Below are 26,833 nucleotides of genomic sequence, written 5' to 3' on the forward strand. Positions count from 1 at the left end.
GGGCCGGCTGCCCGGGCCGTGGCCAGCGATACCGTGGCGGCGCCATCCGGCGCGTGCCGTGCGCAGCGCTGCGGTGGTCGTGCGGCGAAGGTCCGCCGCCGCGCCGGCCCCGCGGCAACCCGCACAATGGCCGGCCCCGGAGACAAGACAAGCACCACACATGCATCTCACACACACGCGCGCGCTGTTCCTGATGGTCCTGGTCACGCTGATGTGGTCGATCGCCGGCGTCGTCACACGCCAGCTGCAGGCGGCCGAGGGCTTCGAGGTCACCTTCTGGCGCAGCTTCTTCACGCTCGTGGCGCTGGCCGTGCTGCTGCCGCTGCTGCAGGGCCGCACGCTGCTGGCGCGCATGCGCGCCGCGGGCTGGGCGCTGTGGATCTCGGGCCTGTGCTGGAGCGTGATGTTCACCGCCTTCATGCTCGCGCTGACGCTGACCAGCGTGGCCAACGTGCTGGTGACCATGGCGCTGGGGCCGCTGTTCACAGCGCTGGTGGCGCGCTTCGCCCTGGGCCACCGGCTGGCGCCGCGCACCTGGGGGGCCATCGTGCTGGCCGGCATCGGCATCGCCTGGATGTATGGCACGCAGCTGGGCGCAGGCGGTGCCGGCGTGCTGACCGGCACGCTGGTTGCGCTGTGCGTGCCCGTGGCCGCCGCCGTGAACTGGACCGTGGTGCAGCGCAGCCATGCGGCCGGCCGCGACCTCGACCTGGTGCCCGCCGTGCTGGTGGGCGCGCTGCTGTCCTCGCTGAGCACGCTGCCGGCGGCGCTGCCGCTCACCGCCACGCCGCACGACATCGGCCTGCTGGCGCTGTTGGGCGTGGTGCAGCTGGCCATTCCCTGCGTGCTGGCGGTGCGCTGCGCGCGCGTGCTGGCCGCGCCCGAGGTCTCGCTGCTGGCGCTGCTGGAGGTGATCTTCGGCATCGCGCTGGCCTGGTTGGGCGCGGGCGAGCAGCCCGGCCCTTCGGTGCTGGTGGGCGGCGCGCTGGTGATCCTCGCCCTGGTCGGCAACGAGCTGCTGGGCTGGCGCGCGCGGCGCTGATCGCGAGCGGTATGCTCGTGGCCATGCCGTGCCCGCACACCCCGCGCCTGCACATCGCGCGCCTGCACATTCCGCGCCCGGTCCGCCTGGCGGTGGCCTGGTGCTGCCTCGCCGCCGCGACGCTCGCCGCACCGGACGCCGAGGCGTCGCAGTCGCTGCGCTGCGATGGCCAGCTGGTGGGCAAGGGCGACTCCCCCGTGGCGCTGCTGCACAAGTGCGGCGAGCCGGTGTACCGCCAGCCGGTCTGCGTGCCGATGCTGCAGCTGGGCTGGATCGTGCTGCCCTACCGCAGCGACGGCCCCGGCGCCGTGCTGGCCAACCAGTGCGTGCCGATGGAGGAGTGGACCTACGACCGCGGCCCCGGCAACTTCCTGGGCATCGTGCGCCTGTACAACGGCGCGATCGAATCAGTGCGCGACGGCGCGCGCCTGCGCTAGCCGAAGCGCGCCACCAGCGCCGCCACCCAGACCCCGCCGCACAGCAGCAGGGCCAGCAGCACGGCTGCGCTGCCCAGATCCTTGGCGCGCTTGGACAGCGCGTGCCATTGCGGACCGACCCGGTCGATGGCCGATTCGACGGCCGTGTTGAGCAGTTCCACCACCAGCACCGCGACCACGCTGCCCACCAGCAGCGCCACCTCGACCCAGCTGCGGCCCAGCCAGAAGGCCAGCGGCAGCAGCACCAGCGAGAGCTGGGCTTCGAGCCGGAATGCCTTCTCGGCCCAGCCCGCGCGCAGGCCATCGAACGAATGGCGCAGCGCATGCCACAGGCGCACCAGGCCGTGGCGCCGCTTGTGCGGGTTGTCGAAAGTGGGATCGGACTGGGTGGGGCGGTCTGGGGTCACGGTGGGAGGATGTTGTGGCCGGACGCATTGCCCAGCGTGAGTGTGTCGCAGCGCCAGCCGTCGGCGTCTGGCCCGGTGGTGCCGAAGCTGCCGCCATGCACGGCGGCCACGCGCCGCACGACCTGGTGGCCCAGCCCCAGGCCCAGCACGGAGCCGCTGCGGCGGTGGTCGCTCGGGTGCAGCAGGCTGGCGGCGTTGTCGCGCACCTGCAGCGTGGCTGGGGCGGCCAGCACCCGGATTTCCACGGCGGTGCCTGGCGGCGTGTGGCCCAGCGCATTGGCGACCAGGTTGCGCAGCGCGATCTCCAGCAGCACCGGGTGGCCGTGCACCATGCATTCGGCCGGCGCCTCGACCGCCAGCTCGTGTGCGCCCTCGAACGCATCCTGCGCCTGCTCGGCGGCGATGCGGCGCGCCAGCGCGGCCAGGTCCAGCGGCTGCGCGGCCTCGGCCAGCTGGGCGCGGCCGGCCCGGGCCAGGGCCAGCAGGTCGTCCATGATGGCTGCGGTGCGCGCGGCATCGGTCTCGATCTGCGCCAGCGCGGCCTGGCGCTGCCCGGGCGTCAGCGTGCCGCGCAGCGAGGTGGCGTGCAGGCGCAGCGAGGCCAGCGGCGTGCGCAGCTCGTGCGCGAAGGTGTCGGCCAGTTCGCGCTCGTGCGCCAGTGCGGTCTGGTAGCGGCTGCCCAGCGTCTCGATGGCCGCCACCATGGCCTGGAACTCCGCATGCGGCGGCGCCTGCAGCCGGCCGGCCTGGTGGATGTCCATCGCCCGCACGCGCGCACTCAGGTCCAGCAGGGGCCGCAGGCCGCGCCGCACGGCCAGCGTGAGCACCAGCGTGACGATGGGCAGCAGCCACAGTCCCGGCGTGGCGACCTGCTCGGCGATGTCGTCGGCCAGATCGTCGCGCTCCTGCACGCTGAGCAGCACGGCGACCTTGCGCACCTGGCCCAGGTTGTCCCCACGCACGAAGACGCGCCAGGCCTGCGCCGGCTCACCGAGCTGCAGCGTGGCGAATCCCTCGGGTGTCTCGAAGGCGAGCAAGGGCGCCGGGCCGGTGCGGCTGAGCAGCTTGCCACGCTCGTCCCAGATCGCCACGCTCAGCGATTGCTGGTAGTCGTGCGCCTTCAGGTTCGGCGCCACACCCAGGGCGGCGGCATCGGGGCGTTGCTCCTCGAACGCCGTGCCGGACTGCGACAGCAGCAGCGAGGCCACGCTGGCCAGGTGGCCGTCGGTCAGTTCGTCCGACTCCTCCACGCCCGTGTGGTAGCCCACCAGCATGAACACCGACCAGACCGCGACCAGCGCCCCCAGCGTCCAGGCCAGCAGCTGGCGCTGCAGCGAGGGCCGGCCCGTCACGGGCGTGTTTCCTCGGGCACGAAGTAACCGACGCCGCGCATGGTCTGGATCAGGCCATCGCCGAGCTTTTTGCGCAGGTGGTGCACATGGACCTCGATGGCGTTGCTCTCCAGCGCCTGGTCGAAGGTGTACAGGCTGGCCTCGATCTGCTGGCGCGAGAGCACCCGCGGGCTGGCCTGCAGCAGCGTGAGCAGCACGCCGAACTCGCGCGTGGACAGCTCCACCCCGCGGCCGTCCTGGCGCACCTGGCGCGCCGCCGGGTCCACTTCCAGCGTGCCGTGGCGCAGCAGCGGCTGCGGCCGGCCGGCGGCGCGGCGGCACACGGCGCGCAGGCGCGCTGCGAGTTCGTGCGCGTCGAAGGGCTTGCTCAGGTAGTCGTCGGCGCCCATGTCCAGGCCGGTGATGCGCGAGGCCACCTGGTCGCGCGCCGTCATGATGAGGACGGGCGTGGCGGGGTCGGGTTGGCGGCCCGGCGCAGCCTGGCGCAGCCGCTGCAGCAGCGTGGCGCCGTCGCCGTCGGGCAGGCCCAGGTCGAGCAGCACCGCGTCGAAGGCCTCCACGCGCAGCGCCGACCAGGCGGCCTCCAGGCCGCCCACGCAATCGACGGCCCAGCCGTGCTGGCCCAGCGTCAGGCGCAGGCCCTGGGCGATGCCCGGATCGTCTTCCACCACAAGAACACGCATGGCCGCCATTGTGCCGACGGCTCTTAAGGGTTCCTTAAGTGACCGGCGGAATGCTGGCGGCATGCACGATCGACAAGGACTCCGAGGACCAGGCACCGTGGTGCTGGCCCTGCTCGCGCTGCCGCTCCTGTGGGATGCGGGCGGCTGGGACATGGCACTGGCCGAACACATGGGAGGCCCCGCCGGCTTCGCGCTGAAAGGCAACTGGTGGCTGACCCACGTGCTGCACGACGGCGCCCGCCAGCTGGCCTGGGCGCTGGGCCTGCTGCTGTGCCTGGGCGTGGCCTGGCCGGTCGGGCCGCTGCGCCGGCTGCCATTCGCACGGCGGCTGCAGCTGGCGCTGTCGGGCCTGCTGGCCACGGGCATGGTGGCGCTGGTCAAGTCGGGCAGCCACACCAGCTGCCCTTGGGACCTGGCGGCCTTTGGCGGCGTGGCCCGCTACCAGTCGCACTGGCTCGGTTGGCAGCACAGCGATGGCGGCGCGGGCCGCTGCTTTCCGGCCGGCCATGCCAGCGCCGGCTTTGCCTTCGTCGCCGGCTGGTTCGCGCTGCGGCGCGACCTGCCGCGCCTGGCGGCCGCCTGGCTGGTCCTGGCCATCGCCGCAGGCCTGGTGCTGGGCCTGGCGCAGCAGCTGCGCGGCGCCCATTTCATGAGCCACACGCTGTGGACGGCGTGGATCTGCGCCGCAGTCGGCTGGGGTGTCGATCTCGCTTTCGCGCATGCGCGCAAGAACCTGCAAGGAGCCGCCGCATGACACGCCGTCCGATTTCTGCACTGTGGCTGGTGCTGGCCGCCAGCCTCTGGATGACCCTGGTGGGCAACGGCGCGCTGTGGCAGCGCCTCACGGAATTGAACCTGCTCGCGGGCAGCCGCGGCCTGGCCTTCGGCGCCGCGCTGTGGCTGGCGATCTGGGCGCTGCTGGCCGCGCTGCTGGGCCTCTTCGCCTGGCGCCCCACGCTCAAGCCCACGCTCGTGCTGCTGCTGTTCAGCACGGCGCTGGCGCGGCATTTCATGGCCAGCTACGGCACGCTGATCGACCCCGGCATGCTGGTCAACGCCATGCAGACCGACTGGCGCGAGGCCGGCGCGCTGCTGAACTGGCAGCTGCTGGCCGGCGTGCTGGTGCTGGCCGCGCTGCCGGCCTGGCTCATCTGGCGCCAGCCCGTGGCCTATGGCGGCCTGCAGCGCCAGCTCTGGCGCAACCCCGCGTTCTCGCTGGCGGCACTGCTGGCCTTGGCCGCGCTGGTGCTGGCCATGTTCCAGCCGCTGGCCTCGGCCAGCCGCAACAACAAGGACTTGCGCTATCTCGTCAACCCGGTGTCCAGCGTGGTGTCGGTCGCGCGGCTCGCGGCGCGGCCGTTCCAGCACGAGGCCGGCCCGCTGCAGCCGCTGGGCGAGGACGCCCAACTGGCCCTGGCATCGCCCACCGGCAGTGCCGCGCGGCCGCGCCTCTTGCTGCTGGTGCTGGGCGAGACGGCGCGCAGCGACCACTTCGGCCTGAACGGCTACGCGCGGCCCACCACGCCGGCGCTGGAGCGCGAGCAGGTGCTGAGTTTCCGCAACGCCTGGTCCTGCGGCACCAGCACGGCCGAATCGCTGCCGTGCATGTTCTCGCACCTGCCGCGCGAGGAGTACCTCCGCCGCAACGGCAACTACGAAACCCTGCTGGACGTGTTGCAGCGCGCCGGCCTGGCCGTGCTGTGGCTGGACAACCAGTCCGGCTGCAAGGGCGTGTGCGACCGTGTGCCGAACGGCGCCACCGACACCACCGCCGCCAGCAAGCTGTGCAGCGGCGGCGAATGCCTGGACGGCGCCATGCTGGAGCAGCTGGACGCGCGCCTGGCCGCGCTGGACCCGGCACGCCGCGCGCGCGGCACCGTGGTGGTGCTGCACCAGATGGGCAGCCACGGCCCGGCTTACGCGCACCGCTCGCCGGCCTCGGCCAAGCGCTTCCTGCCCGAGTGCACCAGCAATGCGCTGCAGGATTGCGACCCCGAGCAGCTGCGCAACGCCTATGACAACTCCATCGCCTACACCGACCAGTTCCTGGGCGAGGCCATCGCCTGGCTGCGGCGCAACCCCACGGGCACGGACAACGCGCTGATGTACGTGTCCGACCACGGCGAATCGCTGGGCGAGAACAACCTGTACCTGCACGGCATGCCCTACGCGATCGCGCCCGATGTGCAAAAGCACGTGCCCTGGATCACCTGGCTGTCGCCGGGCTTTGCGCAGGCCGCGGCCCTGTCGGACAGCTGCCTGCGCGGCCGCGCCGACGCGCGGGTGTCGCACGACGACTACTTCCATTCGGTGCTGGGGCTCATGGATGTCTCCACGCACATCTACCGCATCGCCCAGGACGCCTATGCACCTTGCCGGCAGGACGCCAACTGGGCCGGCCGCTTGCCGCGCCAGGCTGCGGCGCGGCAACACGCCGTGCCGTCCGGTGGGTAGCGCTCAGCCGGCGACGGCGCCGCGTGCGAGAGCACCTGCGTGGGCGTGTCGCTCGGCATGCCCGCGCCGCCAGCCGTCGAAGTCGGCCGCCGGCATGGGCCGGCCGAACAGGTAGCCCTGGCCGATGTCGCACTCCAGCGCCAGCAGTTCGATCGCCGTCTGGTCGTTCTCCACCCCTTCGGCGACGGTCGTCAGACCCAGCTCGCGGCCCAGCGTGATGGTGCTCTTGGTCACCTGCCAGTCCCGCGGACTGTCGAGCATCGCGTCGACGAAGCTGCGGTCGATCTTGATCGAGGTGAACGGGAACTGGCGCACATAGGCCAGGCTGGAAAAGCCGGTGCCGAAGTCGTCCAGCGACAGGCCGATCCCGAAGTCGCGCAGCTCCTGCAGGCGCCGCAGCACGATCTCCGGGTTGTGCGCCAACGCACCTTCCGTCACCTCCAATTCCAGCAGGCCGGGCGCAATGCCGCGGCGCGAGAGCAGGGCCTTCACATGACCGGTGAAGTCGGGGTCGCGCAGGTTGTTCGCGCTCACGTTGACGGCCACTGCCAGCGGCGATCCGGCCGCGGACCACGCATGGATCTGCTCGATGGCCTCGGCCAGCACCCAGCGCGTGAGCGGGTGGATCAGTTCGGTGCTCTCGGCCAGCGGGATGAACTCCCCGGGCGAGATCCAGCCGCGTTCGGCGTGGTGCCAGCGCAGCAGGGCCTCGGCGCCGACGACGCTGCGGTCCTCCAGGCCCAGCTTGGGCTGGTAGAACAGCTGCAGCTGCCCGGTGCGGATCGCGGTGCCCAGCTCGGCCCGCAGTTTCAGGTTGCGGCCGGGCGCCTGGTCCAGCACGCGGGAGTAGGGCGTCCATCGGTTGACCGATGGCGGTGACTGCAGCACGGCGATGGCCGCGCAGCGCAGCAGCTCGCTGGCGTCCAGCGCGTCCTCGGGGAACAGTGCCGAGCCGATGCGCGCCTGCAGTTCCACGGATGCGTCGGCCACGGTGATCGGCTCGCGCAGCACGGTGAAGATGCGGCTGCACAAGCCCTCCAGGGCCGGCAGGCCATGCACCCCGGTGCCCAGCGCCGCGAAATCGCAGCCGCTCGCGCGGAACAGGGTCCAGTGCAGCGGGGCCAGCGCCTTGGCCAGCCGCTGCGCGCAGACCTCCAGGACGGTGTCGCCCTGGCGCGGGCCGAAGCTCTCGTTGACTTCGCGAAAGCGCAGCAGGTTGATCACCACGAGGTGCACCTGTTCGCCCGGCTGCTCTTCGATGCGCCGGTCCAGCGTGCGCAGCAACAGGTGCCGGTTGGGCAGGCCGGTCAGCACGTCGTGGCTGGCCAGGTACTCCTGCTGGCGCACATGGCGCCGTTCCGCCGACACGTCCCGGATGGTGTACATCAGCAGGCGGCGCCCGCCGGCGTCGATGCGGCCCAGGCGCACGTCGATGTCGATCTGCTGCCGGTTGCGCAGTGCCTGCACCGTCAGCCCGAAGCGCAGGTGCTCGCCGGCCCGTACGCGGGCAAAGGGGCGTGCGAGCTCCTGGTCGGCATGCAGCACGCGGTAGAAGGCGCGCAGGTCGTGGCCGATGGCCTGGGCCTTGTCCGGCACGCCGAGCAGGGCTGTCGCCGCGTCGTTCAGGCCCGCCACCGTGCCGCTCTCCGTCGTCAGCAACACGGCGTCGGAGATGTCCTGGAACAGCCGGCGGTAGGTGGCCCCGCTGGAAACCAGCGCCGCATTGAGCCGGAGCAGGCTGCGCGCGAACCATGCCAGCGCCGCCAGGCCCAGCGTGAGCATGGCCACCTTGCCGGCGCTGCGCTGCTGCCACGGTGCCAGGTACACCGCATGTCGCACGCCACTGGCGGCGATGAACGGGTAGCGCTCGGAGCGCTGGTAGCCGACCGACAGCATGTGCCCTCCGAAGCCCGGCACGTCGAAAGCGCCCTGCGGCTGTGCGGCAGCGTGCTCGGACAGCCGGATCGCCTCGGGGACGCGCTTGCCACGCACCCGATCCGCGTGGGCCGAGCGGGTGAGCCCGGTGCCGTCCTTCAGGTAGAGGCCGCTGCCGCTGTGGGCCCCTGCGGCGCTCGCTGCGTGCTGGCCATGCAGGGCACCCAGGGGAATCAGGGCGCCGACCACGCGGCCGGTGGCATCGCCAACGGGCAGCACCATGGGCAGATCGTGCTCGCCGCGCTGGCGCTGCACCGGCGCCAGCAGGGCGGGCTCTGCGTTCCCGGCGGGCAGGGTGAGCTGCAGGATCTGCGCCGCGAGTTCCGGCGCGGCGCGGCCTTCCCGCCCCACGGTGTAGACCTGGCCACCCGGCTCGCGCACGAACAACACGGCCGACACCGGGTCGTAGCGCATGGCGTTGCGCATCGCCGCCAGCACGGCATCTGGGGCCGCTTGCGCAGACGCGGGCACCACGCTGCGCTGTTCTTGCAAGTCGTCGCGGATGCCGCGCAGGCTGAAGGCGGTCTGGTCCAGCACCTGGTCGACGTGGATGCGCAGCGAGGCCGCCAGTTCGATGTTGTTGCGCTCGACCTGCGCCTGCACCTCGCGGCGGTCGGCCGCGATGGACAGCGCGCCCCATGCCAGGCATGCCACGGCCGTGCTCAGCAGGCCCCACTGCAGCAGCCTGGAGAAGCGTGCGTTCAGGGTGGATGTTTCGCTGGACGAAAGAAGATGCAAGGTGTCTCCCGCACACATCTGGGCGGCCGTGGATGGTGACCGGCAGCGCCGCTCCTGTCCAGGCAGGCAAGCCCGGCACGGCGATGGAAAGAGCGGCTCGACTTTTGTGCAGCGCAGACGCGCAGGCGGGCCGGCCGACAGCCGGTTCCCGAACGCCCCCGTGCGGAAGGTGCATGGTGCGGAACTTGCAAAACCTGGCCGACGAGACCGTGTGCGGGCGGGCCGGGCACGGCCTGCCGCACACCGCGCCCTGTTCCCGCCACTGCCGAGACCCTGCATGCTCCAACGCCTGTCCCTGTTCCACAAATTCGCCATCCTTGCGCTGATCGGCGTGCTCATGTGCCTGCTGCCGGCGTGGCTCTACACCCGCGGTGCACTGCAGACGCTGGCGCAGGCCCGCCTCGAAGCCCGTGGCGCCGCACCGCTGGCCGCGCTCCACCAGGCCGTGCAGGGCATGCAGGTGCACCGCGGCCTGTCGGCCAGCATGCTGAGCGGCAACGAGGTGCTGGCGGCGCGCCGTCCGGCCGCGCGCGATGCGGTGGCCAAGGCACTGGAGGCCGCGGACGCACGCTTCGCCGAAGCCGAGGTGCCTGCAACGCAGCGCCAGGCCTGGGGGCAGTTGCGCCAGACCTGGCAGCAGCTGGAGTCCGAGGTGGCGGCGCGCAGCCTGCAGGCGCCGCAGAGCACCGCCCGGCACACCGCTTTGATCGGCTCCACGATGCGCATTGGCGAGGAACTGCTGCAGAGCTTCCGGCTCACCGTCGAGCCCGAGCCGGCGCTGCAGGCGCTGATCCAGGCCGCGCTGGTGCAAGCGCCCATGCTGGGCGAAAAGCTGGGCGTGATGCGCGCCCAGGGGTCCGCCTTCCTCGCGCTTGGCGAACTGCCGCCCCCGGGCCGGGCGCTGCTGCAGTCGCTGCGCGAGCGCGTGCTGGAACTGCAGGGCGAGGCCTTCCGCAACTTCGCGCGTGCCAGCGCGGCCGACCCGGCGCTGCGCCAGGCGCTGGAGGCGCCCGCGCGCCAGCAGAGCGAGCGCATCGCCGCCACGCTGCAGCTGGCCGAGCGCGAACTGCTGCAGGCCGCCGCGCTGACGCTGCCGGGCCAAGCCTACTTCGACGACTTCACGCGGACCATCGACGGCCTGTACGGGCTCAACGCGCTGGCCATGGCCAGCCTGGATGCGGCGCTGCAGCAGCGCATCGTGGACCAGCGCAGCGCGCTGCTGTGGACCGGCATGGCGCTGGGGATGGCCCTGCTGCTCGCCGGTGGGCTGATGGCCGTGTTCGTGCGCTCCATCACCCGGCCGCTGGGGCAGGCCGTCGCGTTGGCGGGGGCCGTGGCGCAGGGCGACCTGGCAGGCCCGGGCATCCCGCATGGCACGGACGAGGTCGGCCGCCTGATCGCCGCGCTGCTGGCCATGCGCGCGCAGCTCACCGAGGTGGTGGTGCGCGTGCGCGGCAATGCCGATGGCGTGGCCACGGCCAGCGCCGAGATCGCGCAGGGCAACAACGACCTGTCGGCGCGCACCGAGAGCCAGGCCAGCGCGCTGCAGCAGACGGCCGCCTCGATGGAGCAGATGACGGCCACCGTGCGCCAGAACGCCGATACGGCGCGCCAAGCCAGTCGGTTGGCCGCCAGCGCCAGCGGCGTGGCCGAGCAGGGCGGCACGGTGGTTGCGCAGATGGTGCAGACCATGCAGGGCATCCACGCCGCCTCGGGCCGGATCGCCGACATCATCGGCGTGATCGACGCCATCGCATTCCAGACCAACATCCTCGCGCTCAACGCCGCGGTCGAGGCGGCGCGTGCCGGCGAGCATGGCCGCGGCTTCGCTGTCGTTGCCAGCGAGGTGCGCGTCCTGGCCAAGCGCAGCGCCGAGGCGGCCAGGGAGATCAAGGCCCTCATCACCGACAGCGTGCAGGGCGTGGATGCCGGCAATGCGCTGGCCGGCCGGGCCGGCACGACCATGCAGGAGCTGCTGGCCGCCGTGCGCCGCGTGTCCGACCTGATGGGAGAGATCAGCGCCGCCAGCCAGGAACAATCTCAGGGCGTGGCGCAGGTCGGCGAGGCCGTCACGCAGATGGACCAGACGACCCAGCAGAACGCCGCGCTGGTGGAGCAGATGGCCGCCGCCGCGAGCAGCCTGCGCAGCCAGGCGGGCGAACTGGTCGACGGCGTGGCGGTGTTCCGCACCCAGGGCGCTGCGCAGAGCGAGCCGTGGCTGCAGGCGGCTTGACCGGCAGGCCCTGCGCAAATAGCCCACGTCATGCGGCCAGCGGCTGCCCCGCTTGCCGCTGCGGCCGTGCCGCCAGGCCCAGCATCAGGTCGAGGTTCTGCACCGCGGCACCCGCGGCGCCCTTGCCCAGGTTGTCGAACACCGCGGCCAGCAGCACCTGGCCGCTGCGCTGCTGCCCGAACACCGAGAGTCGCAGGCGGTTGCTGCCGTTGAGCGCCCGCGGATCGAGGCGCTGGGCATCTGCGTCGCCGCCCAGGGGCTGCAAGTCGATGCAGGCCTGCCCCGCGTAGCGCGCCTGCAGCGCGGCGTGCAGGTGTCCGGGCGTCACGCCGGCGGGCAGCAGGCGCAGGTGCAGCGCGATGGTCAGCACGATGCCCTGCCGGTAGTGGCCATAGGCCGGCACGAACACCGGCGCATGCGCCAGCCCGGCATGCTGCTGGATCTCGGGCACATGCTTGTGCTGCAGGCCCAGGCCATAGACCTGCAGGGGTGCCGCCTCGGCCGCGTTCGCGCCTTCGTGGTCCTCGAGCCCGGCCCGGCCCCGCCCGGAGTAGCCCGACACCGCGTGGATCGCCAGCGGGTAGTCGGCCGGCAGCAGTCCGGCGTCGACCAGGGGCCTGAGCAAGGCCAGCGCGCCGGTCGGGTAGCAGCCAGGGTTGCTGACCCGCGCGGCATGGGCGATGCGGTCGGCCTGCGCCGCCGCCAGCTCCGGCAGCCCATAGACCCAACCGGGTGCCGTGCGGTGCGCAGAGCTGGCATCGATCACGCGCACGCCGGGGCGGCGCACCAGCGCCACGGCCTCCCGCGCGGCCTCGTCCGGCAGGCACAGCAGGGCGATGTCGCAGTCGTTCAGCGCCTCGGCGCGGTGGGCCGCGCTCTTGCGCTGTTCTGCGGGCAGCTGCAGCACGCGCAGGTCGGTCCGGCCGGCCAGCCATTGCCGCACCTGCAGGCCGGTGGTGCCTTGGTCGCCATCGATGAAAACGAGAGGGGTCATGGGAGTGCTCCGACAGGGTTCGGAACGCATGGTGCCGCGCTGCGCGCATGCAGGCCAGTTGAATCTGACAAACTGCGGATTCAGAAACCATGAATGACGACCCGGGGAGGCATGGACCATGCGTGAACTCAATCTCGACCGCCTGCGGACCTTGCTCATGGTGGCCGACCTCGGCTCGTTCGCCGCGGCAGCCAAGGCCTTGCACCTGGCCCCGCCCACGGTGACGCTGCATGTGGCGCAGCTCGAAGCCCGCCTGGGCACGCGCCTGCTGCACCGCGCGCCATCGGGCGTGACGGCCACATCCGCCGGCAGCCTCTTGATCGACAAGGCTCGGCGGCTGCTCGCCGAAGCCGACGAGCTGCTGCAGGCCGTGCAGGCCCAGATCGCCGCACGCGGCGGCCGTGTGCGCCTGGGGGCCTCCACGGGCGCGCTGGCGCACCTGCTGCCGCAGGCGCTGCAGGCCCTGGCCGCCCAGCATCCGGAGATCGACGTGCAGGTCGCGGTGATGACCAGCGTGGAAGCGCTCGCACGCCTGGCGGCCGGCAACCTGGACATCGGCATCGTCGCGCTGCCGCAGCCGGCACTGCGTGGCCTGCGCGTGCGGGCCTGGCGGCAAGACCCGGTGCTGGCCTTCGTGCCCGCGGACTGGAAGCCGCCGCGGCAGGTGACGCCCGCCTGGCTGGCCGCCCGGCCGCTGATCGCCAACGACAGCGGCACCCGGCTCTCGCGCCAGACCGCCGAGTGGTTCGCGGCGGCGGGGGAGCGGCCGCAGGCGCGCATCGCCCTGAACTACAACGACGCGATGAAGAGCCTGGTGGCCGCGGGCTACGGGGCCGCGCTGCTGCCGCACGAAGCCGGCGCGCCGCTGCCGGACCAGCGCATCAGCATGCGGCCGCTGCGGCCTGCGTTGTCGCGGGCGCTGGGCATTGCGCACCGGGTGAGGCTGGACGACGGGCCGACGGAGTTGACGCTGCAGGCCCTGCTGGAGATGCCGGCGCGCTGAGGTGCCGCGCAAAAAAGCGCAAGGCCCGTTGCCGGGCCTTGCGCGGTGGGGAGGGGCGTTGCGGGCCCCCCGGGCGCTACAGCGCGCCGTCGCCCAGCACGATGCCTTCGCGGCGCGGATCCACGCCGCCTTGCAGCATCCACTTGCCGTCCTTCTGGATCCGCATGATGGTGGAGATGCCGCTGGACTGTGCTCCGGTGTTCACGGTGTGGCCCATGGCGCGCAGGCCGGCCACGAGCGCCGAGGTGTCCAGCGCCGTGTTGGCGCCGTCGACGTTGGTGGTCGGGCTGTTGGCCGCGCCGAAGTCCACCATCGAGGTGGCCATCTGCGCATCCATGCCCCAGTCCAGCGCGCCGACCACGGTCTTCAGCACGTACTGGATGATCGTGCCGCCGCCAGGCGAGCCGGTGGCCAGCATGAAGTCACCCGGCTCGGAACCGCGGAACACCAGCGTAGGCGCCATCGTGCTGCGCGGGCGCTTGCCCGGTGCAACGCGGTTGGCGATCGGCGCACCGGTCGTCAGGTCCACCGGCTGGCCGGAGAAGTCGGTCAGCTGGTTGGTCAGCAGGAAGCCGTTGGTCATGTGGAAGGAGCCCATGCTGGACTCCACCGTGGACGTGACCGAGGCCACGTTGCCGTAGGAGTCGACGATGGAGAAGTGCGTGGTGCCGGCTTCGATCGAGGTGTCGCGGCCCAGTGGCACATCGCCCAGGTTGCCGGCCGCTGCCGTGCCCATGCTGCGCGTCATGTCGATCAGCGCTGCACGGCTCTTCAGGTAGTTCTTGTCGAGCATGGTGGACAAGCCGTTGCCGGGCAGCGGGATGTAGTCCGTGTCGGCCACGTACTTGTCGCGGTCGGCATAGGCCAGGCGCGACGCCTCCGACACCAGGTGCACGCCCATCACGCTGGGCACGCCACCTTCCACGTCGGGGTTGATTGGCGGGTAGGCCGACAGCGGGAAGTTCTCCAGGATGCCCAGCGCCTGCGTGATCGCGATGCCACCGGAAGACGGCGGCGCCATGGCGCAGACGTAGTAGGTGGCGCGGTAGGTCGTGCAGGCCGGATCGCGCTTCTTCGCCTTGTAGCCTGCCAGGTCGGCCATGGTCATCAGGCCGGGGGTGATCGGCGTGCGGGCTGCATCGTCGCCGACAGCCTGTGCGACCTTGGCCACGATGGCCTGGGCGATGGGGCCGGTGTGCAGCGCGTCCGCGCCCTGCGCGGCGAGCGCCTGCAGCGTCTGCGCGTAGGGCAGGTTGGTGGTGGTCTCGCCGCTCAGCTTGGGGCTGCCGTCGGCCTTGAAGTACGCGGCCACCGCATTGGCGTCCAGCGCCAGGCTGGCGCGGTTGCTGTTGATGGCGGCACCCAGGCGCGCCGGGATCACATAGCCGTTGGTGGCGAGATCGACGCCTTCGTCGAAGAGCTGGTTCCACTTGAGCTTGCCGTGCTCCTTCTGGGCCATCTCCATCATGCGCATCACGCCGGGCACGCCGATCGAGCGGCCGCTGCGGCGTGCGCTGGGCAGGGGTGCGGGCGAAGCGGCGTCCGCCTGGTCCTGGCGCACCAGGTAGTAGCCGGTGGCGCCGGCGGGCGCGGCCTCGCGGCCGTCGTAGGCAGTGATCTTCTTGCTGGCCGCGTCGTAATACATCATGAACGCGCTGCCGGCGATGGTGCTCGATTGCGGCTCGACCAGGCCCAACACCGCCTGCACGGCGACGGCCGCATCGGCAGCCGTGCCGCCGGCCTTGAGCACCTCACAACCGGCCTTGCTGGCCAGCGGCGTGTTGGCCACCACCATGTAGCTGCTGGAATGCTTGGCCTTGTAGCCCAGGCGGTAGCCAGACGCGGCTTCGGGCGCGGCCGGATCGCCGGCCACACCGGAGCCGACGACCACCGTGGAGCCGTTGCTGGCCAGGATGGCGCAGCTGTCTGCCTTGGTGTCGACGATCAGGTCGTCGCCACCGTCGCCGCCACAGGCGACAACGGCCAGGGCGACTGCAATGGGCGTGGCAATCCAGAGAGGGGTGCGTGTGTTGTATTTCATTGGTAGGGAAAGCCTCGGGACGGGAAATCTGCGCACCAGGAGCGGGCACAGGGCGACAGGGGAAGCAGCTACTGTGCCAGCGCTTGCGCCCTCGCGGCCATTGCGGCTAACCAGCAAGTTGTTGCCAAGTGTTACCTGACGGCGTCGTCACCGCTTCGAGGGCAGCCGGACCACACCCGTCGCCAGCGCCGTCCCGCACAGGATCACCACACCGCAGCCCAGCATCGCCGGCGTGAGCGCCTCGCCCAGCAGCAGCGTGCCGTACAGCACGCCGAACACCGGCACCACAAAGGTCACCGTCAAGGTGCGCGCAGGCCCCACATTGGCGATCAGCCGGAAGAAGAGGATGTACGCGAGCGCCGTGCACAGCACGCCGACCGCGAGCAGGCTGCCCAAGGCCGTGAGGCTGGGCGCGCGGCCTGGCCACAGCCACAGCGCCGGTAGCGCCAGGCCCAGCGTGGCGCCCAGCTGGCTGCCGGCGGCCAGCACCAGCGGCTTGACGTCGCCGAGGTAGCGCTTGGTGAACGTGGCGGCCAGGGCATAGCAGATGCAGGCCAAGAGGCAGGCCAGCACCGCCCAGCCCGTCGCGGCGCCGCCGGCCTTGGGGGTGAAGCTGGCCTTGTTCCAGGCCAGCAGCGCCACGCCCACGAAGCCCAGCGCCAGGCCCAGGCTGCGCGAGGCGCCCGGCCGCTCGCGCAGCCAGGCCCAGGCCACGACGGCGCCGAACAGCGGCACGGTCGCGTTGAGGATGGCCGACAGGCCGGTGGAGATCGACAGTACCGCGTACGAGTACAGCGCGAACGGGATGCCCGAGTTGAGCAGGCCCACGAACAGCACCGGCCGGTGGTGGCGCACGAGCTCGGGCAGCAGGCCGCGCCGCCACAGCAGCGGCATCAGGCACAGCGCCGCGATGCCCACGCGCGCGGCGGCCGTCGGCAAGGGGCCCAGCTCCATCGCGGCATTGCGCATGAACAGGAAGGAGGCACCCCACAGCGCCGACAGCAGGAGGAAGTCGCCGAGCCAGGCGCTGCGCGGCTGGGCCACTGGGGCAGCTCCGGGCGGCCGGACCGCGCTCACTGGAGTACCTCCGCGCTGCGCGCTGCGGTGCCGGGCACCTTGGGGCGGCCCGGCGGTGCCCAAGCAGCAAGCTCCGGCAGTGCGCTTTCGCGCTGGAGCAGCGCGCTCTTGCGCGGCAGCCCGCCCGCGTAGCCCGTCAGCCCACCGGCGTGGCCGAGCACGCGGTGGCACGGCACGATCACGCTGATCGGGTTGCGGCCCACGGCGGCGCCCACCGCGCGCACGGCCGCCGGCCGCGCGAGCTGGTGCGCGAGCGCGCCATAGCTGCAGGTGGCGCCCGGCGCGATCGCCAGCAGGGCCTGCCAGACCGCGCGCTGGAAGGCGGTGCCGCCGGACAGGTCCAGCGGCAGCGCGAAGTGCTCGCGCGCGCCGGCGAAGTAGGCCAGCAGCTGCTCCTGCGCAGCGAGCAGCACCGGATGCCGTGTGGCCTGGGGCCAGGCGTCGGAGGTGGGCTGGTGGCGCTGGCCGTCGAACCAGGCGCCGTTGAGGCCCGCCTCGGAGGCAGACAGCACCATGGCACCGAGTGGCGTGTCGATGCGGGTGTGGACGGTAGACGGGTGGAACAGCATGTTCATTCCTTCGTTGTGGTCTTCTTGGCAGGGCGCGCTGGCAGGGTCGCCCAGGCGCGCAGCACGGCGTAGCTGCGCCAGGGCTTCCAGGGTTCGGACGCGGCCTCTGCCGCACGCCCGGGATGCGGCGCATCGCGCACGCCCAGCGCGTTGTGCAGCGCCACGTCGCCGGCCGGGAAGGCGTCGGGCCAGCGCAGCGCGCGCATGGCGATGTACTGCGCTGTCCAGTCGCCGATGCCGGGCAGGGCCTTCAGCGCGGCGATGGTGGCCGGCACGTCGCCGCCGGGCTGCAGGTTCAGCCCTGCGGCCGCCGCACGCGACAGCGCCACGATGGCCGCCTGGCGCTGGCGCACGATGCCCAGGCCGCCGAGGGCGTCGCCGGCGGCATCGCCCAGCTCGGCCAGCGCCTGTGGCGCGGGGAACAGATGGGTGAGGCCCGGCTCGGCGGTGGCGATGGGCTGGCCGAAGCGCGTGACCAGGCGGCTGGCCAGCGTGCGCGCGGCCGCCACCGTGATCTGCTGGCCCAGCACGGCGCGCACGGCCAGCTCGTAGCCGTCCATGCAGCCCGGCACGCGCAGGCCCGCGCCCTCGGGAAAGCGCGCGCCCAGCACCGCGTGGATGGCCTCGGGGTCGGCATCCAGGTCGAGCAGCACGCGCACGCGCCGGATCACCAGCGGCAGCACGGCGCGCAGGCTGTCGGACACGCGCAGCAGCAGCTGGTGGCGTTCGGGCGCGAAGGCCATGTGCAGCCAGCCCTCGTGCCGCTGCCCACCTGCCTGCAGCGCCAGCGTGCGCGCGATGCCGGGTGCCGCGGCGTCGGGGCCGGCCACCGTCTCCATGCCGGGGACCTGCCGCGCCCCGAAGAAGGCCAGCATGGCCTGCCAGTAGTACGGCGGGCGGTAGCCCAGCCGCACCTGGGCGCCCTGGCCTTCGCGCTGGCCGCCAGCGCGGCGCAGCGCTGCGGGGTTGAGGCCGTAGTGCGCGACGAAGGCGGCATTGAAGCGGCGCAGGCTGTGGAAGCCGCTGGCCTGGGCCACCTGGGCGATCGCCAGGTCGGTGTCGGCCAGCAGCTGCTTGGCGGCCAGCAAGCGGCGCGTCTGCAGGTACTGCAGCGGCGAGACGCCGAACTGCGCCTCGAAGATGCGGCGCACATGCCGGTCGGAGACGCCCAGCCGTTCGGCCAGCGCCTGCACCGTGGGGCCGGCCTCGGGCCAGGCATCGGGCGCGTCGAGCAGCCGCGCGGCCTGCTGGGCGAGGATGCTCGACGCGTCCTGCGTCGACCAGGGGAAGGCCTGGGGCGCCAGCTCGGGCCGGCAGCGCAGGCAGGGCCGGAAACCGGCGCGCTCGGCCTGGGCCGCGTGCTCGAAGAAGCGGCAGTTCTCCCGCCGCGGCGTCTTCACGCTGCACACCGGGCGGCAGTAGATGCCGGTGCTGGTCACGCCGGTGAAGAAGCGGCCGTCGAAGCGCGCATCGCGGGCGGCCAGCGCGCGGTAACGGGCTGCGTCGAGCGGGTCGCCGGGGGAGAGGGTGGACGGGTCCATGGCGGGGATGATAGGTGTCGGGCAACCAGGCGACTCGCCGTTTTCGGACATGTGCCTCGACAGGGACCGACAGCGCCGCGGGACGCCGGCCGACAGCTGCGGCGCCCCCACGGCAGCACCATGGTGGCCGAAAGGAGGTCTTGCCATGACCACGAACAACCAATACTGCGTGACCGCCGTGCGCTACCAGAACCAGCAACTCACGGCCGTGCAGCTCGGGCACGGCGATGGCAGCGGCGCCTGGCAGCAGGAGCCGCATGCGGTCGAGGTCGACCAGGTGGTCGCCCGCATCGACGCGGGCGACGCCGTCCATGCCCTGCTGCGCGATGGCGAGCGCGTGTCGCTGGGCCCTCGCCTGAAGGTCGTGCAGGGCGAGGGCGGCGACCGCTCTCTGGCCCTGGACAACCAGCCCACCGACTGCCTGGAACTGGCCGACCTGGAGCGCTTCTGACCATGCAGCGCAAGCCCCTGAACCATGTGCAGTACCTGGCCGAACTGAACCAGCGGCTGTGGGCCGATCCGGAGTTCTCCGAGGGCATGGCCTTCCGCATTTACCCCGACGGCAAGATCGGGGGCCATCTGCGCGATGCCAGCGACGTGGGCAGCTGCCGCATCCCCGCGGTGTTCGCGCGCATCGAGCAGTGCGTGGCACGCGAGTTCGAGCTGGTGGTGCCCGTGGTGACGCCGCAGGTGGCCGAAGGCATGCTGGCGTAGCGGGCGGCGGGCGCTGCCGCGCGCCTAGACTTGGGGCCTTCTACCCTCCAAGGAGACCCGCATGTACAAGCAGATCCTGGTTCCCGTGGATGGCTCGCAGGCCGCCCTGGCCGCCCTGCACCATGCCGTGGAACTGGCGCGCGCTTTCCAGTCCGATCTGTTCGTCGTCCACGTGATCGACATCTACCCTTTCATGGGCGTCGGCACGGACACCGCCGTGGGCCAGGCCGAATACCTGTCTGCCGCCAACGCCAATGCGGAGGGTGCGTTGCGCGCGGCGGTGGCCATGGTCGAGGCGGCCGGCGTGCCCTGCGAATCCGCCACCGTCGAGGGCCATGCGGCCGAAGACGGCATCCTGCAGGCGGCCGGCACCTGCGGTGCCCATCTCATCGTGATGGGCTCGCACGGCCGGCGCGGCATCGAGAAGCTGCTGCTGGGCAGCGTCACGCAGCGCGTGTTGCAGAACGCGCGCGTGCCGGTGATGGTGGTGCGCGGCAGCGAAGCCTGACACTGCGTGCCGGCCGGGTGGCCGTGGCACCATCGGCGCCCGTCCACCTGCCGAAGGAGCACCATGTCCGCCGATGTCACCCTGCAAGCCACCCTGGGCGCCACGCCCTACGCTGTCGAGTTCCGCGACGAGGCCGGCCACCGCTGGAGCGGTGACGAGCCCGCGGCGCAGGGCGGCGGCGACACCGGGCCGACACCGCATGCGCTGCTGCTGTCCAGCCTGGGTGCCTGCACCGCCATCACGCTGAAGATGTTCGCCGCGCGCAAGCAGTGGCCGCTGGAGGGCATCGAGGTGGCCCTGACCCTGCGTGCCGCCGCGCCGGGCGCGGTCGGCACCGACATCGCGCGCAGCATCACGCTGCAGGGCCCGCTCGACGCCGCCCAGCGTGAGCGCCTGCTGGCAGTGGCCAATGCCTGCCCGATCCACAAGGTGCTGACGGGCGAGGTGCGCATCGCCACCGCACTGGTCTAGGCCAGCACAGCAGCGCGCCGGTGAACGCCGGTACGCGCCGGCACGCGGCCGTGCACCGGGCCTGACTGCCCCTGCGGGCCAGGCGTTCCGGATGCAGGCCCGGGCGGCCGCCGGTGCGCTGGCAAGGGCCGCCTTCAGCCCGCCGCGCCCTGTGCCAGTTCCTTCGCCACTTCCGCCACCAGTTCGCGCAGCCAGCGGTGCGCGGGATCGTCCCGGTAGCGCACGTGCCAGGCCATCTGCACGGGAAAGCTGCCCAGGTCCACGGGGGCGGGCAGCACCTTGAGCCGTGCATCGTTGGCCAGCCGGCGGCAGATCTGGCGCGGCAGCGTGGCGCAGTAGTCCGTCACGGCCACGAGTTCGGGAATGGCCAGGAAGTGCGTGACCGAGACCGCCACCTCGCGCTTGAGCTGCACGCGCTCCAGCTTCTGAAACAGCCCCGCGCGCAGCCGGCCCGGCGGCAGCATGTTCACGTGCTTGAGCCGCTCGTACTGCCGGCGCGTGATGCGCGCGCCGACCTCCGGATGGTCGGCCCGCACCACGCAGGCCAGGCCGTCGTCCATGAGGTGCTGCACGACCAGGTTGGCGGGCGGGTCCGTGATGCGGCCGAACACCATGGCGGTGGCGCCCGAGACCACGCCGGTCTCGGCCAGATCGGCGCCGTAGGGCGTGAGCCGCAACCGGATACCGGGCGCCAGCGCGCGTAGCCGCGCCACCAGCGCAGGCACCAGCACGTACTCCACGTAGCTGTTCGGCGCGATGGTGACCAGGCCCTGCGCGCTGGCCGGGTCGAAGGCCTGCTGGCCGCGCACCAGGCCGTCCAGCGTTGCGAGCGCTTCGGCGATGGCCGGGGCCAGTTCCTCGGCCTTCGGCGTGGGCTGCATGCCGTAGCGCTCGCGGATGAACAAAGGGTCCTGCAGCAGCGCACGGAGCCGCGTCAGCGCGTTCGACAGCGCCGGCTGCGTGATGCCCAGGCGCTCGGCCGCGCGCGTCACGCTGCGCTCCTCCATGAGGGCCAGGAAAACAGGCAGCAGGTTCAGGTCGTAGCGCATCCAGATATCTTGCTTGATGAATATCTGAAATTCAACGAATAAATTGGATGAATGGAAGAGGACGGCCCAAACTTCGCTTCACCCGGGACCCATCCACCACCACCGAATCCACCAAGGACACCGCACCATGACCACCGAAACCCTGTTCACCCCGAGCCGCCTGGGCGCTATCGCCGTGAAGAACCGCATCGCCATGGCCCCGCTGACGCGCTCGCGCGCCGGCATGGACGGCGTGCCCTCGCCGCTGGCCGCGCGCTACTACGCCGAGCGCGCCTCGGCCGGCCTGCTGATCGCCGAGGCCACCAACATCTCGCGGCAGGCGCGCGGCTACGCCTGGACACCCGGCCTGTACACCGACGCCCAGGTGGCCGGCTGGAAGCAGGTGACCGACGCCGTGCACGCGGCCGGCGGCCGCATCGTGGTGCAGCTGTGGCACGTGGGCCGCATGTCGCACACCAGCCTGCAGGAGGGCGGCGCCGCGCCCGTTGCGCCCTCGGCCTTGCAGGCCGGCGGCAAGGTGTTCACCGAGACCGGCTTCGAGACGCCTTCGATGCCGCGTGCGCTCGAACTCCACGAGATCGCCGCCATCGTCGAGGATTACCGCCAGGCCGCGTTGCGCGCCCAGGCCGCGGGCTTCGACGGTGTCGAGGTGCATGCCGCCAACGGCTACCTGCTCGAGCAGTTCCTGCGCGACAGCACCAACCGGCGCACCGACGGCTACGGCGGCTCCATCGAGAACCGCGCGCGGCTCACGATGGAGGTCGTGCAGGCGGTTGCCGGCGTCTGGGGCGCAGACCGCGTGGGCGTGCGGCTGTCGCCGCTGTCCACGGCCATCGGCGACACGCCGCTGGACAGCACGCCGCAGGAGACCCATGCCGCTCTGGCCAGCCGCCTCGGCGCGCTCGGCCTGGCCTACCTGCATGTGGTGGAAGGCCAGATGCATGCCGAAGACGGCACCGGCCGCCTGTTCGACAACCAGGCCTTGCGCCAGGCCTTCGGCGGCGCCTACATCGCCAACAACGGCTACGACCGCCAGCGCGCCATCGCCGCCACGGCCTCGGGCCATGCCGACATGGTGGCCTTCGGCCGCGACTTCATCGGCAACCCGGACCTGGCCGAACGGCTGCAGCACGGCCTGCCGCTGTTCAACGCCCCCGCCGCCGGATACTTCGGCGGTGGCGCCGAGGGCTACACCGAATTCAGCGTCGCCCAGGCCGCCTGAACCGACGCCCACCCTCTGGAGAACACCACCATGGCACTCAAGGACCTCCTGCCCGGCCCGCTGGGCTTCGGCACCGCGCCGCTGGGCAACATGTTCCGCGACATCCCCGAGGCCGAGGCGCGGGCCACCGTGGACGCCGCCTGGAACGACGGCATCCGCTACTTCGACAACGCACCGTTCTACGGCGCCGGCCTGGCGGAGATCCGCATGGGCGAGGCGCTGGCCGGCCGGCCGCGCGGCGACTACGTCATCAGCACCAAGGTCGGCCGCCTCGTGCTCGATGAAGTGGAGGATGTGGCCGCGCGCGACCAGGGCGAGAAGGGTGGCGTGTTCCTGCATGGCCGCCCCAACCGGGTCGTCAACGACTACTCGGAGGACGCCACGCTGCGCTCCATCGAGGACAGCCTGAAGCGCCTCAAGACCGACCGCATCGAGATCGCCTGGGTGCACGACGTGGCGCAGGACTTCTACGGCGACGAATGGCTCAGCGTGTTCGAGACTGCACGCAAGGGCGCCTTCAAGGCCCTGGACCGGCTGCGCGACGAGGGCGTGATCCAGGCCTGGGGCCTGGGCGTGAACCGGGTCGAGCCGATCGAACTGCTGCTGGACCTGCAGGGCCCACGGCCGGACGGGTTCCTGCTCGCCGGGCGCTACACGCTGCTGGACCATGGCCGCGCGCTGCAGCGCGTGATGCCCAAGGTGGCCGAGCGCGGCCTGTCCATCGTCGTCGGCGGGCCCTACAGCTCGGGCGCGCTGGTCGGTGGCCCGAACTTCGAGTACGCGCCGGCCACGCCGGCCGCGCTGGCCAAGGTGGCCGCGATCAAGGCGATCGCCGACCGCCATGGCGTGTCCATGAAGGCGGCCGGCCTGCAGTTCGCGCTGGCCCATCCCGCCGTGGCCGCCGTGATTCCCGGCGCGAGCCGCCCGGGGCGCATCGCCGAGGACCGCGCCGCACTGCAGCAGCCCGTGCCGGCCGCGTTCTGGCGTGAACTGCGGGATGCCGCGCTGGTGCATGCCGATGCACCGCTGCCTTCGGGCGCCTGAGCTGCAGTCATTCCGGCCGGGCGGCTGCCAGGCGGCCCGTCGTGCCGCACACACGGCGGGCACCGGACTGGCGCTCGCGGAAGCTTGCCGATCTGCTGAAGCCGGGCTGCAGCAGGATCAGGCGGTCGTTGGCCATGGCGCGCGCCTCAGCGGTTCGGCTGCGGCGTGATGCGCAGGTAGGGCCGCACGGCGGTGTAGCCCTTGGGGAAGCGCTCGGCCAGTTCCTTGCGGTCCTGCAGGCTGGGCAGGATCACCACGTCGTCGCCGTCCTGCCAGTTGGCCGGCGTGGCCACCTTGTGGCTGTCGGTCAGCTGCAGCGAGTCGATCACGCGCAGGATCTCGTCGAAGTTGCGGCCGGTGCTGGCCGGGTAGGTGATGGTGGCGCGCACCACCTTCTTCGGGTCGATGATGAACACGCTGCGCACCGTGGCCGTGGCCGAGGCATTGGGGTGGATCAGGTCGTACAGCGTGGACACCTTGCGGTCGGCATCGGCCAGGATCGGAAACTGCACCGAGGTGTTCTGCGTTTCGTCGATGTCGGCGATCCACTGCCGGTGCTTGTCGACCGGGTCGACGCTGATGGCGATGGGCTTGACGCCGCGTTGGGCGAACGCGCCCGACAGCGCCGCCGTCTTGCCGAGTTCGGTGGTGCACACCGGCGTGAAATCGGCCGGGTGCGAGAACAGCACGACCCAGTCGTCTCCGGCCCAGGCGTGGAAGTCGATGGTGCCGAGGCTGGATTGCTGCGAGAAATCGGGGGCGGTGTCGCCGAGTCGGAGGGTGGCCATGGAAGGTTCCGAAAGGATGGTGGACGGCCCGAGTATTCGGAGCGCGCCCGCTGGAACCAACGAATTTTTGCTTCTATGCTTAGACGCGCGACGCCAGGCTGCCCAACGCACTCACGCCCAGCAGCGCGCCACCACTCAGCAGCAGCCGCACGATGCGCTGCGGCGCATACGTCAACGTGAGCGCCACGGCCAGCGCCGCCACCGTCATCACGCCGAACCAGAAGACCCAGCCCTGGGCGCTGCCGTAGCCCGCGATGGCGGCCCACAGCGACAGCGCCAGGCCCAGTGCGCCGCCCAGCTGCATCCAGCGCCGCAACGCGGCGGTCGGTGCATGGCCACGGCCCTTGTAGTCCTCGTAGTGGCGGTCCATCGCCAGGCTCAGTGCGGAGAAGCCCGTCAGTGCGGCCGAGAAGGCGAGCAAGGCTTTCACCGGCCAACTCCCGCAGGTTCGAGCCGCGGTTCGGCAGCCAGAAGCTTCGCCTCGGCCTCGGCCTTGGCGTGGGCAGCGGCCGCGCGCGCCTTGGCGGTCGGCTTGCGCTTGCCCACGTACCACGCCGCCGCGAGCAGGCCGGCGCCGAGAGCGATCGCGGTGAGGTCGAAGCCGGCGATGCGCCACTCACCGGCCGGCAGGCTGGCGAGCAGGCCCATGCCGCCGCTCAAAGGGTTCAGCACCGGCAGCAGCGCGAACAGCAGGCCGCCCAGCGCCAGCTGGACCTGCCACATGCGCCTGGCCGGCCAGGCGAGGCCGGCCACAGCCGCCAGGCCCCAGGCCCAGAAGAAGCAGGCGATCTCGGTGGCGGGGCGTTCGGCGATGCCCACGGGCACGCAGCGGTTGGCCCAGAAGAACACGGCCATGGCCAGCGGCAGGCCGGCGATGGCCCCCACGTTGAGGCCATCGACGAGGCGCAGGCCCCAGCCCACGCGGCCGCCCCTGGCGAGCGCCTTGGCGTACTTCTGGCGCTCCTTGACGGACCACAGCAGCAGGCCCGTGGCCACCATCACGCAGCCCGCGACGCCCGAGGCGAAGAACAGCCAGCGCAGCAGCGGGTGCGCGAAGCGGCCGAGGTGCAGGCCGTAGAGCACGCCGCGCGTGTCGGAGGCCGGCGCGATGTCCTCGCCGGCTCGGCCCAGCAGCCGGCCGCTGGCGCCGTCGAAGGTCATGGAGCTCTGGTTGGCGGAGAGCTTGCCCCCCTCGTGCCGGTACAGCGTCACGCGGGCCGTGGCGTCGCCGGGGTTGTTGACGACGACGCGGCTCACGGCCGCGCCATGCCAGGCCGTGCTGGCCTCGCGCATGAGCGGCTCCACGGGCACCAGCGGCGCCGGCACGCCGGCGGCCTTCTGGTTGCTGAAACCCGCGGACGAGGGGAAGACCTCGGCGATGAAGGTCGTGCGGTCGTCTTGGTAGACGGCCTCCTGGCCCCAGGGCATGTACAGGAACATCAGCGTGACCAGCCCGGTGTAGGTGATCATGAGGTGGTAGGGCAGGGCCAGCACGGCCGTGGCGTTGTGCGCGTCCAGCCAGGAGCGCTGGCCCTTCTTCGGCCGGAAGGTGAAGAAGTCCTTGAAGATGCGCTTGTGCGTGACGATGCCGCTGACGATGGCCACCAGCATGAACATGGCGCAAAAGCCCACGATCCAGCGGCCCCAGATCGCCGACATGTAGTGCAGGTCGAAGTGCAGGCGGTAGAAGAAATCGCCGCCGCGCGTCTCGCGCGGGGCCGCCACGGGCTGGCCCGTGGCCGGGTCCAGCGTGGCCGAGGCGAAGCGGGCCCGGCGCGGGCGCTCGCCCGTCCGCGGCGCGGAGGCGGCCGCTTGCGGCACGGTCCAGCCGGTGCGCAGCAGCGGCTCGCGTTCGCTGGGCAGCTCGATGCTCCAGCGCGGGCTGCCGGCCGCCTTGTCCTGCAGATGGCGCAGCGCCAGTGCCACGGCCTGCGCCGGCACCGCCGGCGGTGCCGCCGTGGCCGCGTGCAGCTCGGGTTTCATCCACAGGCTGATCTCGTCGCGGAAGTAGGCCGAGGTGCCGCCCGCGAACACCATGAACAGCACCCAGCCGACCAACAGGCCCGACCAGGTGTGCAGCCAGGCCATGGACTGGCGGAAACCTTCCTTCATGCCGCAGCTCCCGCGGTTTGCGCCAGCCACAGGCTGCAGGCCAGCACCGCGCAAGGCAGGACCAGCCCGCCCCAGGCGCGCCAGGCATTGCGGGCCGCGAAGGCCCACATCACCGCGCAGGTGTAGACGACGAACGACGCCAGCGTGCCCGTGATCACCGCCTCGGCGCGGTGCAGCGGCAGGTACAGCGCCATCGCCGTGGCGGCCAGGGCCGACAGCGCATAGCCGCCGCCGATGGCGGCCAGGGCGCGCGAGGCCACCGCAAGGCGGTAGCGCGCGCCGATCTTTTCCTTCGACATCCCTCGTCTTCCTTCGGCCTCGGTCGGACCGGCTGGGCCCGGCACGGCGGGCTGGCGGGGAACAGGTTTCCCCGGAAGCGGGCGATGTTAAATGAAAACTACTCGCAATTGAGAGGGGCG

The 26,833-nt window shown here is 72.0% G+C and carries 27 protein-coding genes; 12 read left to right on the forward strand and 15 right to left on the reverse strand.

Annotated elements, in window-relative coordinates; translation table 11 throughout:
- Window positions 1–160 precede the first annotated feature (160 nt).
- The gene (locus DES41_RS19715) at window positions 161–1,042 is read left to right on the forward strand and encodes a DMT family transporter (protein WP_114469349.1); all 882 of its coding nucleotides are present in this window, start codon (window positions 161–163) and stop codon (window positions 1,040–1,042) included.
- Between the two features lie 23 nt (window positions 1,043–1,065).
- The gene (locus DES41_RS19720; protein ID WP_114469547.1) at window positions 1,066–1,479 is read left to right on the forward strand and encodes a DUF2845 domain-containing protein; all 414 of its coding nucleotides are present in this window, start codon (window positions 1,066–1,068) and stop codon (window positions 1,477–1,479) included.
- On the opposite strand, the gene DES41_RS39130 is transcribed toward DES41_RS19720, so the two are convergent.
- The 3 genes from DES41_RS39130 to DES41_RS19735 are packed head-to-tail and all read right to left on the reverse strand — an operon-like array spanning window position 1,476 to window position 3,921.
- The gene (locus DES41_RS39130; RefSeq protein WP_245965784.1) at window positions 1,476–1,886 is read right to left on the reverse strand and encodes a diacylglycerol kinase; all 411 of its coding nucleotides are present in this window, start codon (window positions 1,884–1,886) and stop codon (window positions 1,476–1,478) included. The two genes, DES41_RS19720 and DES41_RS39130, sit on opposite strands and share 4 nt — an antisense overlap.
- Window positions 1,883–3,238 (reverse strand): histidine kinase dimerization/phospho-acceptor domain-containing protein, encoded by a 1,356-nt coding sequence (locus tag DES41_RS39135; RefSeq protein ID WP_114469351.1) that lies wholly within the window; start codon window positions 3,236–3,238, stop codon window positions 1,883–1,885. The genes DES41_RS39130 and DES41_RS39135 overlap by 4 nt, the downstream gene beginning before the upstream one ends.
- On the reverse strand, window positions 3,235–3,921 hold the full coding sequence (locus DES41_RS19735; protein ID WP_114469548.1) for a response regulator transcription factor: 687 nt from the start codon (window positions 3,919–3,921) through the stop codon (window positions 3,235–3,237). The genes DES41_RS39135 and DES41_RS19735 overlap by 4 nt, the downstream gene beginning before the upstream one ends.
- Before the next feature lie 61 nt (window positions 3,922–3,982).
- On the opposite strand from DES41_RS19735, the gene DES41_RS19740 reads away from it, so the two are divergent.
- Window positions 3,983–4,675 carry a phosphatase PAP2 family protein gene (locus tag DES41_RS19740; protein WP_114469352.1) on the forward strand — a complete coding sequence of 231 codons (693 nt, stop codon included), beginning with the start codon at window positions 3,983–3,985 and terminating at the stop codon, window positions 4,673–4,675.
- Window positions 4,672–6,375: a phosphoethanolamine transferase gene (locus DES41_RS19745; RefSeq protein ID WP_114469353.1), complete on the forward strand. Its 1,704-nt coding sequence runs from the start codon at window positions 4,672–4,674 to the stop codon at window positions 6,373–6,375. Before DES41_RS19740 ends, DES41_RS19745 begins: the two co-directional genes overlap by 4 nt.
- A 3-nt stretch (window positions 6,376–6,378) precedes the next feature.
- Here the strand turns inward: DES41_RS19745 and DES41_RS37850 are convergent, their stop codons facing one another.
- Window positions 6,379–9,048 carry a bifunctional diguanylate cyclase/phosphodiesterase gene (locus tag DES41_RS37850; protein ID WP_170168233.1) on the reverse strand — a complete coding sequence of 890 codons (2,670 nt, stop codon included), beginning with the start codon at window positions 9,046–9,048 and terminating at the stop codon, window positions 6,379–6,381.
- A gap of 277 nt (window positions 9,049–9,325) precedes the next feature.
- On the opposite strand from DES41_RS37850, the gene DES41_RS19760 reads away from it, so the two are divergent.
- On the forward strand, window positions 9,326–11,281 hold the full coding sequence (locus tag DES41_RS19760) for a methyl-accepting chemotaxis protein (protein ID WP_114469354.1): 1,956 nt from the start codon (window positions 9,326–9,328) through the stop codon (window positions 11,279–11,281).
- Window positions 11,282–11,309: 28 nt separating this feature from the next.
- Here the strand turns inward: DES41_RS19760 and argC are convergent, their stop codons facing one another.
- The gene (gene argC, locus DES41_RS19765) at window positions 11,310–12,275 is read right to left on the reverse strand and encodes an N-acetyl-gamma-glutamyl-phosphate reductase (protein WP_114469355.1); all 966 of its coding nucleotides are present in this window, start codon (window positions 12,273–12,275) and stop codon (window positions 11,310–11,312) included.
- Window positions 12,276–12,393: 118 nt separating this feature from the next.
- On the opposite strand from argC, the gene DES41_RS19770 reads away from it, so the two are divergent.
- Complete coding sequence (locus DES41_RS19770) at window positions 12,394–13,278, forward strand: LysR family transcriptional regulator (RefSeq protein WP_114469356.1); 885 nt, start codon at window positions 12,394–12,396, stop codon at window positions 13,276–13,278.
- Window positions 13,279–13,354: 76 nt separating this feature from the next.
- Here DES41_RS19770 and DES41_RS19775 read toward each other — a convergent pair whose 3' ends face one another.
- From DES41_RS19775 to DES41_RS19790, 4 genes are all read right to left on the reverse strand, one after another.
- Window positions 13,355–15,319 carry a gamma-glutamyltransferase family protein gene (locus tag DES41_RS19775; protein WP_114469357.1) on the reverse strand — a complete coding sequence of 655 codons (1,965 nt, stop codon included), beginning with the start codon at window positions 15,317–15,319 and terminating at the stop codon, window positions 13,355–13,357.
- 147 nt (window positions 15,320–15,466) lie between these two features.
- Window positions 15,467–16,363 carry a DMT family transporter gene (locus DES41_RS19780; RefSeq protein WP_245965785.1) on the reverse strand — a complete coding sequence of 299 codons (897 nt, stop codon included), beginning with the start codon at window positions 16,361–16,363 and terminating at the stop codon, window positions 15,467–15,469.
- A 29-nt stretch (window positions 16,364–16,392) separates the two neighbouring features.
- Window positions 16,393–16,965: a methylated-DNA--[protein]-cysteine S-methyltransferase gene (locus DES41_RS19785; RefSeq protein ID WP_114469359.1), complete on the reverse strand. Its 573-nt coding sequence runs from the start codon at window positions 16,963–16,965 to the stop codon at window positions 16,393–16,395.
- A 2-nt stretch (window positions 16,966–16,967) separates the two neighbouring features.
- Window positions 16,968–18,506: a DNA-3-methyladenine glycosylase 2 family protein gene (locus DES41_RS19790; RefSeq protein ID WP_211333011.1), complete on the reverse strand. Its 1,539-nt coding sequence runs from the start codon at window positions 18,504–18,506 to the stop codon at window positions 16,968–16,970.
- A 145-nt stretch (window positions 18,507–18,651) separates the two neighbouring features.
- Between DES41_RS19790 and DES41_RS19795 the strand changes: the two genes are divergently transcribed.
- The 4 genes from DES41_RS19795 to DES41_RS19810 all read left to right on the forward strand — a co-directional run bounded on the left by DES41_RS19795 (window position 18,652) and on the right by DES41_RS19810 (window position 20,199).
- Window positions 18,652–18,957 carry a hypothetical protein gene (locus DES41_RS19795; protein WP_114469361.1) on the forward strand — a complete coding sequence of 102 codons (306 nt, stop codon included), beginning with the start codon at window positions 18,652–18,654 and terminating at the stop codon, window positions 18,955–18,957.
- A 2-nt stretch (window positions 18,958–18,959) separates the two neighbouring features.
- Entirely contained in the window at window positions 18,960–19,220 is a 261-nt protein-coding gene (locus DES41_RS19800) for a hypothetical protein (RefSeq protein WP_114469362.1), read from the forward strand.
- A gap of 61 nt (window positions 19,221–19,281) precedes the next feature.
- A complete protein-coding gene (locus tag DES41_RS19805; RefSeq protein WP_114469363.1) occupies window positions 19,282–19,728 on the forward strand; it encodes a universal stress protein in 447 nt (148 codons plus the stop codon).
- A 63-nt stretch (window positions 19,729–19,791) separates the two neighbouring features.
- Window positions 19,792–20,199 (forward strand): OsmC family protein, encoded by a 408-nt coding sequence (locus DES41_RS19810; protein WP_114469364.1) that lies wholly within the window; start codon window positions 19,792–19,794, stop codon window positions 20,197–20,199.
- Between the two features lie 134 nt (window positions 20,200–20,333).
- Here DES41_RS19810 and DES41_RS19815 read toward each other — a convergent pair whose 3' ends face one another.
- Window positions 20,334–21,248, reverse strand: a complete 915-nt coding sequence (locus DES41_RS19815) for a LysR family transcriptional regulator (RefSeq protein ID WP_114469365.1) — start codon at window positions 21,246–21,248, stop codon at window positions 20,334–20,336.
- A gap of 127 nt (window positions 21,249–21,375) precedes the next feature.
- Here DES41_RS19815 and DES41_RS19820 point away from each other — a divergent pair, with 127 nt between their 5' ends.
- Window positions 21,376–22,470 (forward strand): alkene reductase, encoded by a 1,095-nt coding sequence (locus DES41_RS19820; RefSeq protein ID WP_114469366.1) that lies wholly within the window; start codon window positions 21,376–21,378, stop codon window positions 22,468–22,470.
- 30 nt (window positions 22,471–22,500) lie between these two features.
- Window positions 22,501–23,514: an aldo/keto reductase gene (locus DES41_RS19825; RefSeq protein WP_114469367.1), complete on the forward strand. Its 1,014-nt coding sequence runs from the start codon at window positions 22,501–22,503 to the stop codon at window positions 23,512–23,514.
- A gap of 7 nt (window positions 23,515–23,521) precedes the next feature.
- Here DES41_RS19825 and DES41_RS39585 read toward each other — a convergent pair whose 3' ends face one another.
- The 5 genes from DES41_RS39585 to DES41_RS19845 form a co-directional block, all read right to left on the reverse strand.
- Entirely contained in the window at window positions 23,522–23,650 is a 129-nt protein-coding gene (locus tag DES41_RS39585) for a hypothetical protein (RefSeq protein ID WP_281277219.1), read from the reverse strand.
- Window positions 23,651–23,660: 10 nt separating this feature from the next.
- Entirely contained in the window at window positions 23,661–24,302 is a 642-nt protein-coding gene (locus tag DES41_RS19830) for a peroxiredoxin (RefSeq protein ID WP_114469368.1), read from the reverse strand.
- 79 nt (window positions 24,303–24,381) lie between these two features.
- Complete coding sequence (locus tag DES41_RS19835) at window positions 24,382–24,732, reverse strand: DUF3325 domain-containing protein (RefSeq protein ID WP_114469369.1); 351 nt, start codon at window positions 24,730–24,732, stop codon at window positions 24,382–24,384.
- Entirely contained in the window at window positions 24,729–26,414 is a 1,686-nt protein-coding gene (locus tag DES41_RS19840; RefSeq protein WP_114469370.1) for a PepSY-associated TM helix domain-containing protein, read from the reverse strand. The genes DES41_RS19835 and DES41_RS19840 overlap by 4 nt, the downstream gene beginning before the upstream one ends.
- Window positions 26,411–26,713, reverse strand: coding sequence for a DUF3649 domain-containing protein (locus tag DES41_RS19845; RefSeq protein WP_114469371.1), 303 nt, complete (start codon window positions 26,711–26,713; stop codon window positions 26,411–26,413). Before DES41_RS19845 ends, DES41_RS19840 begins: the two co-directional genes overlap by 4 nt.
- Between the last annotated feature and the right edge of the window lie 120 nt (window positions 26,714–26,833).

The sequence above is a fragment of the Pseudorhodoferax soli genome (assembly GCF_003337555.1).
Classification (GTDB): Bacteria; Pseudomonadota; Gammaproteobacteria; order Burkholderiales; family Burkholderiaceae_C; genus Pseudorhodoferax; species Pseudorhodoferax soli.